Here is a 9,208-nt window from a genome sequence, read left to right as displayed (position 1 = left end):
TCCAATTACTTCACAAGTTCGCCGGTGGATTTGAAGAAACGGACTTTTTTGCCGTCTTCAATCCGGAAACCAACGCGGTCAGCTTTGCCAGTGGCAGAGTTGAACAGCGCTACGTTTGATACATCGATGGGGGCTTCTTTGGTGACGATACCGCCAGCCTGACCCAGTGCGGGTACCGGCTTCTGGTGTTTCTTCACCTGGTTGATGCCTTCCACGATTACCTTACCTTTTGCAATCAGGACTTGAGTGACTTTGCCACGCTTGCCCTTGTCTTTGCCGGTAAGAACAATCACTTCGTCTTCGCGACGGATTTTAGCTGCCATCGTTCGACTCCTTACAGTACTTCGGGTGCCAGGGACACAATCTTCATGAACTTCTCATTACGCAGTTCACGGGTCACCGGGCCAAAAATACGAGTACCGATTGGCTGTTGGTTGTTGTTAAGCAACACAGCCGCATTGTTGTCGAAACGGATGACAGAGCCGTCCGGACGACGAACGCCTTTACGGGTGCGTACGACCACCGCGTTATACACATCACCTTTCTTCACTTTACCGCGAGGAATGGCTTCCTTGATGGAAACCTTGATGATGTCGCCGATGCCGGCGTAACGGCGGTGCGAGCCACCCAGAACCTTAATACACATTACACTGCGAGCGCCGGAGTTGTCGGCAACACCCAGCATACTTTGCATCTGGATCATCTTAGTGCTCCGCTTTGTTTACTTCTTATCCCTAATGGGATCTGGCTGCCTTCAAAAGGCGCGAAACTATAACACAGGATTTTCAGAAAAGGTAGCCTAAAAAACAAACGGCCCCTGAAAGGGGCCGCTTGGACTACAAAGTACCGATTAGGCCTTTTCTACAACGGCAACCAGGGTCCAGGACTTGGTCTTGGACAGCGGGCGGCATTCGCGGATTTCCACGAGGTCGCCAGCTTTGCACTCGTTGTTTTCGTCATGTACGTGCAGCTTGGTAGTGCGCTTGATGATCTTACCGTAGATCGGGTGCTTTACCTTGCGCTCGATAGCAACAGTGATGGACTTGTCCATCTTGTCGCTGATTACACGACCTTGCAGAGTACGGATCTTGTCAGTCATTACGCACCTGCCTTCTCAGTCAGTACAGTCTTGATACGTGCGACGTCACGACGCACTTGTTTCAGAGTGTGAGTCTGAGCCAGCTGGCCGGTGGACGCTTGCATGCGCATGTTGAATTGCTCACGCAGCAGGCCCAGCAGCTCCTGGTTCAGTTCTTCGACGCTCTTTTGACGCAGATCTTGGGCTTTCATCACATCACCGTCTTAATTACGAAAGTGGTCTGAACAGACAGCTTAGCTGCGGCCAGGGCAAACGCTTCACGCGCCAGAGCCTCAGGTACACCGTCCATCTCGTACAGAACCTTGCCAGGCTGGATCGGGCAAACCCAGTATTCCACGTTACCCTTACCTTTACCCATACGAACTTCGAGGGGCTTTTCGGTGATGGGCTTGTCCGGGAACACACGGATCCAGATCTTACCTTGACGCTTAACGTGACGGGTCATGGCACGACGGGCTGCTTCGATTTGACGAGCAGTCAGTTGACCACGGGATGTCGCCTTCAGGCCAAAGGTACCGAAGGATACTTCGTTACCAGAGGTGGCCAGACCGCGGTTACGACCCTTGTGGGTCTTGCGGAATTTAGTACGCTTAGGTTGCAACATTTACCGAATCTCCTTACTTAGCAGCGCGGCGCTTGTTGTCACGCTTGGGCTTTGCAGGAGCTTGCTCTTGAGCAGCGGCAGCGTTAACAGCAGCCAGACCGCCCAGAACTTCGCCCTTGAAGATCCAAACTTTAACGCCGATCACACCGTAAGTGGTGTGGGCTTCAGAAGTTGCGTAGTCGATGTCGGCACGCAGGGTGTGCAACGGCACACGACCTTCACGGTACCATTCGGTACGCGCGATTTCAGCGCCGCCCAGACGACCGGAAACTTCCACTTTGATGCCCTTGGCACCCAGGCGCATTGCGTTCTGTACGGCGCGCTTCATAGCACGACGGAACATTACACGACGCTCCAGCTGGGAAGTGATGCTGTCGGCAACGAGTTTGCCATCCAGCTCCGGCTTGCGGACTTCGGAAATGTTGATCTGAGCAGGCACGCCAGCAATAGTGGCTACAGCTTTGCGCAGCTTCTCAACGTCTTCGCCTTTCTTACCGATTACAACACCCGGACGAGCGGTGTGAATGGTCACACGGATGCTCTTGGCCGGACGCTCAATGGTGATCTTGGACAAGGACGCGTTTTTCAGTTCCTTGGTCAGGAACTGGCGTACTTGAAAATCGCTGTACAGGTTGTCAGCGAAGTCTTTGGTGTTCGCGAACCAGGTAGAATTCCAAGGCTTGGTAATACCCAGGCGAATGCCATTAGGATGTACTTTCTGACCCATTGCTTATCTCCCAGCCTTAGCGTCGGATACCACTACAGTGATGTGAGCGGTACGCTTGAGGATACGATCCGCACGACCTTTGGCACGCGGACGGATGCGCTTCATGGAGGGACCTTCGTCGACCATGATAGTAGCAACACGCAGCGCGTCGATATCGGCGCCTTCGTTGTGCTCAGCGTTTGCAATGGCAGATTCCAGCACTTTCTTAACCAGCACTGCAGCCTTTTTCGGGCTGAAGGTCAGGATATTCAGAGCCTTGTCTACGGACAGACCACGTACTTGATCGGCTACCAGACGAGCTTTCTGGGCAGAAGTACGGGCATAACGGTGTTTAGCGATAGCTTCCATCATTTATCCCTTAGCGCTTCTTAGCCTTCTTATCAGCAGCATGGCCGCGATAAGTACGAGTCGGTGCGAATTCACCCAGTTTGTGACCGATCATTTCTTCGGTAACGAAAACCGGAACGTGCTGACGACCATTATGGACAGCGATGGTCAAACCGATCATGTTCGGGATGATCATTGAACGACGGGACCAGGTTTTAACCGGCTTTTTATCCCCGCTTTCCACCGCTTTCTCTACCTTCTTCAGCAAGTGCAGGTCAATAAATGGACCCTTCTTGAGAGAACGTGGCATGGTGATTCCTCTATGTTAACAATTACTTGTTACGACGACGTACGATGTACTTGTCGGTACGCTTGTTCTTACGGGTCTTGAAGCCTTTAGCCTTCTGGCCCCATGGGGACACAGGCTGCATGCCCTTGTTACGACCCTCACCACCACCGTGCGGGTGGTCAACCGGGTTCATCGCCATACCGCGAACGGTCGGACGAATACCACGCCAGCGGTTTGCACCGGCTTTACCCAGTTGACGCAACATGTGCTCGGAGTTACCGACTTCACCGATGGTAGCGCGGCACTCGGCCAGAACTTTACGTACTTCGCCGGAACGCAGACGCAGAGTTACATAGTTACCTTCACGAGCCAGGATCTGGATGAAAGTACCAGCGGAACGAGCCAGCTGGGCACCTTTACCAGGCTTCATCTCTACAGCGTGAACGGTAGAACCAACCGGGATGTTGCGCATCGGCAGGGCGTTACCTACCTTGATGGCTGCATCAGCACCAGAAGCGATCGCGTCACCAGCTTTCAGGCCTTTCGGAGCCAGGATGTAACGACGCTCACCATCTGCATACAACACCAGAGCGATGTTAGCGGTACGGTTCGGATCGTATTCCAGGCGCTCTACTTTAGCCGGGATACCGTCTTTGTCGCGCTTGAAGTCGACGATACGGTAGTGCTGCTTGTGACCACCACCGATATGACGGGTAGTGATACGGCCGTTGTTGTTACGACCACCGGACTTGCTTTTGCTGTCCAGCAGAGCGGCGAAGGGCTTGCCCTTATACAGCTCTTGATTGACGATCTTGACGACGTGGCGGCGGCCCGGAGAAGTAGGCTTGCACTTAACGATTGCCATTTTTGAGAACTCCTCTTACTCGGCTGCGCCCATGAAGTCGATGTCCTGACCAGCTTTCAGGGTCACATAAGCCTTTTTCCAATCGGAACGACGGCCTACGCGTGCACCTGCGCGCTTGGTCTTACCCTTCATGTTCAGGGTACGGACGGTCTCAACTTCGACCTCGAACAGTTTCGCAACTGCAGCTTTGACTTCCGCCTTGGTAGCATCAACAGCAACTTTGAACACGATAGTGTTCTGCTTTTCTGCAACCATGGTGCTCTTTTCAGAGATGTGCGGAGCCTTCAGAACTTTCAGCAGACGCTCTTCACGGATCATGCCAGCATCTCCTCGATTTGCTTAACTGCGTCAGCAGTCATCAGAACCTTGTCGAAAGCGATCAGGCTGACCGGGTCGATACCGGCAACGTCACGCACGTCAACTTTGTACAGGTTGCGAGCAGCCAGGAACAGGTTCTCATCGACTTCAGCAGTCACGATCAGAACGTCAGTCAGTTCCATTTCTTTCAGCTTGGCGATCAGTTCTTTGGTCTTCGGAGCTTCGATGCCGAACTTCTCAACAACGATCAGGCGCTCTTGACGTACCAGCTCGGACAGAATGCTACGGATAGCGCCGCGGTACATCTTCTTGTTTACTTTCTGGCTGTGATCTTGCGGCTTAGCAGCAAAAGTCACACCACCGGAACGCCAGATGGGCGAACGGATGGAGCCAGCACGGGCACGACCAGTACCCTTCTGACGCCACGGCTTTTTGCCGCCACCAGACACTTCAGAGCGAGTCAGCTGCGCACGAGTACCCTGACGGGCACCAGCGGCATATGCAACGACGACCTGGTGAACCAGAGCTTCGTTGAATTCGCGCCCGAAGGTAGTCTCGGAAACTTCAAGAGCGCTCTTGGCGTCTTTCATTACCAATTCCATTACTATCTCCTCAGACGTTACGCTTTGACGGCAGGTTTGACGATCACGTTGCCGTTGGTTGCACCCGGTACTGCACCTTTGATGAGCAGCAGGTTGCGTTCAGCGTCAACACGAACCAGTTCCAGGTTCTGAGTCGTTACACGCTCAGCACCCATGTGACCAGCCATCTTTTTGCCCTTGAATACACGACCCGGAGTCTGGTTCTGACCGATAGAACCCGGAACGCGGTGAGACAAGGAGTTACCGTGGGTCATATCCTGGGTGCGGAAGTTGTGGCGCTTAACAGTACCAGCAAAGCCCTTACCTTTGGATGTGCCGGTAACGTCTACCAGCTTAACGTCAGCGAGAAGATCTACTTTCAGCTCGCTACCAACAGTGAAAGTTTCACCGTTGTTCAGGCGGAATTCCCACAGACCGCGACCGGCTTCTACACCAGCTTTGGCGAAGTGGCCAGCTTCCGGCTTGGTCACACGGCTGGCTTTCTTGGCGCCAGTGGTAACCTGAATAGCGTTGTAGCCGTCGGTTTCTACAGATTTGACCTGAGTTACACGGTTAGCTTCAACTTCGATAACAGTCACCGGGATAGAAACGCCATCTTCAGTGAAGATGCGAGTCATACCCACTTTGCGACCTACAAGACCGATTGTCATTGTTATCAACCTCTTTCCGTAATTAACCCAGGCTGATCTGGACGTCTACACCAGCTGCCAGATCCAGACGCATCAGGGCGTCTACGGTCTTGTCAGTCGGCTCAACGATGTCTACCAGACGCTTGTGAGTGCGGATCTCGTACTGATCACGCGCATCTTTGTTGACGTGCGGGGAGATCAGGACGGTGAAGCGCTCTTTGCGAGTCGGCAGCGGAATAGGACCGCGAACCTGCGCGCCAGTGCGCTTAGCAGTTTCAACGATTTCCGCAGTGGATTGATCAATCAGGCGATGATCAAAAGCCTTCAGGCGGATACGGATTCTTTGGTTCTGCATTGACAGAGCTCCAATAGATAAAAGAACATAAATCAACACCGCCCGACCGAGATTGCTCCCGCCAGAGGTGTGATTTTTCACGTTTCCCCCCATATCGGGAGGACTGTATGGCTGGCTCCTGTAAACAGGAAACTCAGCAGCAGACATATCGTCTGGCTCACCTCATGGGTAAGCGGAGGGGATTATACGGATTTTTCAAATTTGCGCAAGGGAGAGCGAACAGATTATGCGCAGTTTTATGTGGCAGATGGATCTCGCCTGCGGCAACACACTCTGCTGCCGACACCAAGGTAACGACAATGTTACAAGCAGACTGGTAGACTGTGCGCTTGCCTCTGTCAGTGGAACGACATCCCATGCTCAAAGATCAAAAGAAAGCCTATCAGTATGGCCTTTGCGCCGTTGCCCTCTGGTCGACGGTCGCCACAGCCTTCAAGATTTCCCTCGCCTATTTCGAACCTGTGCAACTGTTGCTTGTGGCCGCCTTCACCTCGACTCTCACGCTGACAGCCGTCGTCGCCAAACAGGGCAAACTGCCGCTGCTGGGGAGCTACATCAAGGCCCGCCCTTTCTACTACCTGACTCTGGGCGTGCTGAACCCCTTTCTCTATTACCTGTTGCTATTCAAGGCCTATGACCTGTTGCCTGCCCAGCAGGCACAGACCCTCAACTACACCTGGGCCATTACCCTCAGTCTGCTGGCCGTCCCCTTCCTCGGCCAGAAGCTGCGTCGGCGTGATGGCGTCGCTATCGTGCTGGGGTATTTTGGCGCGCTGGTGATCGCCACCAGAGGGGATGTATTCGGCCTCCAGTTCGACAGCCCCCTCGGCGTGACGCTGGCGCTGGTCTCGACCCTCATCTGGGCCAGCTACTGGATCCTCAACACCCGCAATCAGGGCGATCCCATTGTCAGCCTGTTGCTCGGCTTTATGATCAGCCTGCCTTTTATCGTCGTGGCGACCTGGTTGCTCTCCGATTTTGCCATGACCGCCTGGCAGGGATGGGCTGGAGCCATCTATGTGGGACTGTTCGAAATGGGTTTCGGTTTCGTGCTCTGGCTGATGGCGCTGCGCCATGCCAACAACACGGCCCCCATCAGCAACCTCATCTTTATCTCGCCGTTTGCCTCACTGGTGCTGCTCAATCTGCTGATCGGCGAAACCATCCATCCGGCCACCCCCATCGGGTTGGCGCTCATCGTTGCCGCCCTGCTGATCCAGCAGCTCAAGTACGGTAAACGCTATCGTGCATCAGTCGAAACCAAGAGCTGACCATGCAGAAGGGCGTATCCACGGATACGCCCTTCTCTCAATCCATCCACTCCTGTGGCTGATGTTTCGGCAGCCGCATCTCGACCAGCAGGCCGCCGAGATCCGAACTTCCCAGCCGGATAGTGCCGTGGTGCTGGGCGACTATCTTGGCCACGATGGCCAACCCCAGCCCACTACCGCCGACGGTCCGCGCCACATTACCCTGAGTAAACGGCTTGAGCACCCGGGAGTAGTCCTGCTCCGGAATCCCGGGGCCATCATCAGAAAGGCGCAAGCGCACCCAGTGCCCGTCGTCCTTGAGCTCGGCATGCAAGCGGCTCGCCCCATAACGCTGCGAGTTGCTTGAGAGGTTGTTCAACACCCGCCGGATACTTACCGGATTGCAGGCCACCCGCACCGCCTCTTGCGGCAGCGCCAGATCGACCTCCAGCCCCTGCTCCGAGTAGATCAGCAAGGTATCATGCACCAGCTGGGTCAGGTCGATAGGCTCCAAATCCTGCCCCTCATCCGGTCGGATGTAGTCGATGAACTGATCGATGATGGCATTGGACTCATCGATGTCGGCGTTGATGCTCTCCTTGAGGTACTCGTCACCGGAGGACATCATCTCGGTCGCCAGCCGGATGCGGGTCAGCGGGGTACGCAGATCGTGGGAAACCCCCGCCATCATCAGGTTACGCTCTTCGATCAGGCTCTTGATGGAGTGGGACATATGGTTGAAGGTGCGGGTCAGTCGCCGCACTTCCCGTGATCCCAGCTCCCCCAACGCCTCAGGGAAATGGCCTCTGGCCACCGCAACAGCGCCAGCTTCGAGATCCTCGAGCGGGCGCACCAGCTGCCGGGCAAAGCGCCAGGCCGCAAACAGGGTGATCACCAACAGCACGCTCAGATAGATGATGAGGGGTTCGATATCGTCATCTTCAATCTCGGTCAGCGGGATCCGCACCCAGATTTTGCTGGCCTGGGGCGGCTGGATCCAGATGATGTAGTGATCCTGGATCTCGACCCGCACCTTGGCTGGGCCACCCAGCTCGCGGCTGATGTTCTCCTCCAGATAGGGGTATGGCTTGGCATCGTTGAAGCCATGCTGCACCGCCTCGCTCTGGGTATAGATGTCGGTACCGGTCGTCACATAGACCAGCGCTTCGGCATCTTCACTCAGCGCCAGTTGTTCGGTGTTGACCGGAAAGATCAGCTTGACCTGATTGGCCAGCAAGTGACTGATCTGCTTGACGGTCGGCGCCAGCAGATAGTTGTAGAAGGTGACGTAGGAGACCGCTTGATAGACCACCAGGACGGCAGCCAGAAACCAGAGCATGCGCGAGAACATGCTGCCGACTTTTTTCATGCACCGTCACCATCTGGCACGAACACATACCCCAGACCCCAGACGGTCTGCAGATAGCGGGGCTGGGCCGGATCCTGTTCCAGCAGGCGGCGCAGGCGGGAAACCTGCACGTCGATGCTGCGCTCGGTGGCGGTGTATTCGCGGCCACGGGCCAGATTCATCAGCTTGTCGCGGGAGAGCGGCTCGCGCGGATGGCTGACCAGCACTTTTAGCACCGCAAATTCACCGCTGGTAAGCGCCATCGGCTCGCCATCCCGGCTCAGCTCGCGGGTCGCCAGATTGAGCTGGAAGGCGCCGAAGTTGACCACCTTCTCTGCAGCCGAGGGAGCCCCCGGCAACTCGACGGTATGACGGCGCAGCACGGCACGGATCCGCGCCAACAGTTCGCGGGGGTTGAACGGCTTGGGCAGATAGTCATCGGCCCCCATCTCGAGCCCGACGATGCGATCGACTTCATCCCCCTTGGCAGTGAGCATCAGCACCGGGATCTGATTGCCCGCTTCCCGCAGACGGCGGCAGATGGAGAGTCCATCTTCCCCCGGCAACATCAGGTCGAGCACCATCAGACTGAAGTTTTCACGAGTCAGCAAGCGATCGGCCTGCTCGCCATTGGCCACGCCGCGTACTACGAATCCCTGCTCGGTGAGATAGCGTTCCAACAGGGAACGTAATTTCAGGTCATCGTCCACAACCAGGACCTTGTATTGCTGCTGACTCATTGCTTTGCCTCTTCATTCTTTAGCTGCCCCCAATACTAGGGGGGGATATAGCGGG

Annotated in this window: 16 protein-coding genes; 1 reads left to right on the top strand and 15 read right to left on the bottom strand. The window is 55.4% G+C overall.

Annotated elements, in window-relative coordinates:
• Nucleotides 1–5: 5 nt before the first annotated feature.
• The 13 genes from rplX to rpsJ all read right to left on the bottom strand — a co-directional run bounded on the left by rplX (nucleotide 6) and on the right by rpsJ (nucleotide 5,815).
• Entirely contained in the window at nucleotides 6–323 is a 318-nt protein-coding gene (gene rplX, locus OKC31_RS13115; RefSeq protein ID WP_005307977.1) for a 50S ribosomal protein L24, read from the bottom strand.
• A gap of 11 nt (nucleotides 324–334) precedes the next feature.
• Nucleotides 335–703 (bottom strand): 50S ribosomal protein L14, encoded by a 369-nt coding sequence (gene rplN, locus OKC31_RS13110; protein ID WP_005307975.1) that lies wholly within the window; start codon nucleotides 701–703, stop codon nucleotides 335–337.
• A 147-nt stretch (nucleotides 704–850) separates the two neighbouring features.
• Complete coding sequence (rpsQ, locus tag OKC31_RS13105) at nucleotides 851–1,099, bottom strand: 30S ribosomal protein S17 (protein WP_005307966.1); 249 nt, start codon at nucleotides 1,097–1,099, stop codon at nucleotides 851–853.
• Nucleotides 1,099–1,290 (bottom strand): 50S ribosomal protein L29, encoded by a 192-nt coding sequence (gene rpmC / locus OKC31_RS13100; protein WP_005307965.1) that lies wholly within the window; start codon nucleotides 1,288–1,290, stop codon nucleotides 1,099–1,101. Before rpmC ends, rpsQ begins: the two co-directional genes overlap by 1 nt.
• Complete coding sequence (gene rplP, locus OKC31_RS13095; protein WP_005340612.1) at nucleotides 1,290–1,703, bottom strand: 50S ribosomal protein L16; 414 nt, start codon at nucleotides 1,701–1,703, stop codon at nucleotides 1,290–1,292. The genes rpmC and rplP overlap by 1 nt, the downstream gene beginning before the upstream one ends.
• A gap of 13 nt (nucleotides 1,704–1,716) precedes the next feature.
• Entirely contained in the window at nucleotides 1,717–2,430 is a 714-nt protein-coding gene (rpsC, locus tag OKC31_RS13090) for a 30S ribosomal protein S3 (protein WP_005307962.1), read from the bottom strand.
• Nucleotides 2,431–2,433: 3 nt separating this feature from the next.
• Entirely contained in the window at nucleotides 2,434–2,778 is a 345-nt protein-coding gene (gene rplV, locus OKC31_RS13085; RefSeq protein ID WP_005319741.1) for a 50S ribosomal protein L22, read from the bottom strand.
• 10 nt (nucleotides 2,779–2,788) lie between these two features.
• Complete coding sequence (gene rpsS, locus OKC31_RS13080; RefSeq protein WP_005307960.1) at nucleotides 2,789–3,067, bottom strand: 30S ribosomal protein S19; 279 nt, start codon at nucleotides 3,065–3,067, stop codon at nucleotides 2,789–2,791.
• 22 nt (nucleotides 3,068–3,089) lie between these two features.
• A complete protein-coding gene (gene rplB / locus OKC31_RS13075) occupies nucleotides 3,090–3,911 on the bottom strand; it encodes a 50S ribosomal protein L2 (RefSeq protein WP_005340614.1) in 822 nt (273 codons plus the stop codon).
• Between the two features lie 15 nt (nucleotides 3,912–3,926).
• A complete protein-coding gene (gene rplW / locus OKC31_RS13070) occupies nucleotides 3,927–4,229 on the bottom strand; it encodes a 50S ribosomal protein L23 (protein ID WP_005307955.1) in 303 nt (100 codons plus the stop codon).
• A complete protein-coding gene (gene rplD / locus OKC31_RS13065; RefSeq protein ID WP_005340616.1) occupies nucleotides 4,226–4,831 on the bottom strand; it encodes a 50S ribosomal protein L4 in 606 nt (201 codons plus the stop codon). The genes rplW and rplD overlap by 4 nt, the downstream gene beginning before the upstream one ends.
• 17 nt (nucleotides 4,832–4,848) lie before the next feature.
• Nucleotides 4,849–5,481, bottom strand: a complete 633-nt coding sequence (gene rplC, locus OKC31_RS13060; protein ID WP_005340620.1) for a 50S ribosomal protein L3 — start codon at nucleotides 5,479–5,481, stop codon at nucleotides 4,849–4,851.
• 22 nt (nucleotides 5,482–5,503) lie between these two features.
• Nucleotides 5,504–5,815, bottom strand: coding sequence for a 30S ribosomal protein S10 (gene rpsJ, locus OKC31_RS13055; RefSeq protein ID WP_005307944.1), 312 nt, complete (start codon nucleotides 5,813–5,815; stop codon nucleotides 5,504–5,506).
• Between the two features lie 356 nt (nucleotides 5,816–6,171).
• Between rpsJ and OKC31_RS13050 the strand changes: the two genes are divergently transcribed.
• Entirely contained in the window at nucleotides 6,172–7,086 is a 915-nt protein-coding gene (locus OKC31_RS13050) for a DMT family transporter (RefSeq protein ID WP_270657068.1), read from the top strand.
• Between the two features lie 37 nt (nucleotides 7,087–7,123).
• Here OKC31_RS13050 and envZ read toward each other — a convergent pair whose 3' ends face one another.
• Both envZ and ompR read right to left on the bottom strand, forming a co-directional pair.
• Nucleotides 7,124–8,434 (bottom strand): two-component system sensor histidine kinase EnvZ, encoded by a 1,311-nt coding sequence (gene envZ / locus OKC31_RS13045; RefSeq protein ID WP_005340624.1) that lies wholly within the window; start codon nucleotides 8,432–8,434, stop codon nucleotides 7,124–7,126.
• Complete coding sequence (gene ompR / locus OKC31_RS13040; RefSeq protein WP_005340625.1) at nucleotides 8,431–9,153, bottom strand: osmolarity response regulator transcription factor OmpR; 723 nt, start codon at nucleotides 9,151–9,153, stop codon at nucleotides 8,431–8,433. The genes envZ and ompR overlap by 4 nt, the downstream gene beginning before the upstream one ends.
• Nucleotides 9,154–9,208: the final 55 nt, after the last annotated feature.

This window comes from Aeromonas sp. Y293-4, assembly GCF_027705905.1.
In the GTDB taxonomy this organism is placed as follows: Bacteria; Pseudomonadota; Gammaproteobacteria; order Enterobacterales; family Aeromonadaceae; genus Aeromonas; species Aeromonas veronii.
This window is presented reverse-complemented; position numbering and strand designations above follow the sequence as displayed.